At 33.8% G+C, this 639-nt stretch carries 1 protein-coding gene; it reads right to left on the bottom strand.

Annotated elements, in window-relative coordinates; genetic code table 11:
- Positions 1 to 297 precede the first annotated feature (297 nt).
- A partial coding sequence (locus RR876_RS16995; protein ID WP_332637191.1) for a hypothetical protein occupies positions 298 to 639 on the bottom strand: 342 nt, incomplete at its 5' end.

Below are 639 nucleotides of genomic sequence, written 5' to 3'. Positions count from 1 at the left end.
AAGGAAATTTTGACTTGATACAATTTTGCTTGTTCATCAATCGCTTGTTGAAAAAAGACTTGATCCCCCAAGCTTAAGACGTAATGACTTCCACAAATAACAACCACACCTTGTTCATCTTCCAAGAGCAAATCCGCATTTTGTAAATATGCAACAACTTCCATTTTTACCGCTCCTCTGCTACTTTTTATTGTCTATTTCTATATTTTATATATGCTTTTCTTATTTTATGCTAATCATTTTTTGTGACTAAAAGTATGTAATTTTTCATGATCAATAATATAAAAAAACCGCTCCTTAGAACGGTTTGTAATCTGGCATTTTTTTCGGATCGTGTGGAGTATTTAAACACTGTTCAAAAGCTTGTTGTTTAAACTTCGCTTGTACAGCATCTTTATCAGCTTTCAGCTCTGCTTCAGGTAAAGCATAAATTTTTTCTAAATACTCAGTCACAAATTGCTTTGTCGTCGCATCTTTTACTTTATTCGCATAATCAACAGCTTCTTTATGCGTAATTCCATTCTGACGATCAAGTGTAATCGAACGAGCAGCATTACCTATACTGGTACAATAGCCTTTCCAAATCTCTTCAGGAGTTGCAGGTTTCTTTTCAGTACAACCAACCATCAATAAAATAGT

The sequence above is a fragment of the Acinetobacter sp. genome, assembly GCF_036666595.1.
Taxonomy (GTDB): Bacteria; Pseudomonadota; Gammaproteobacteria; order Pseudomonadales; family Moraxellaceae; genus Acinetobacter.
The sequence above is the reverse complement of the archived record's forward strand: the minus strand, read 5'-3'. Positions and strand labels throughout refer to the sequence as shown.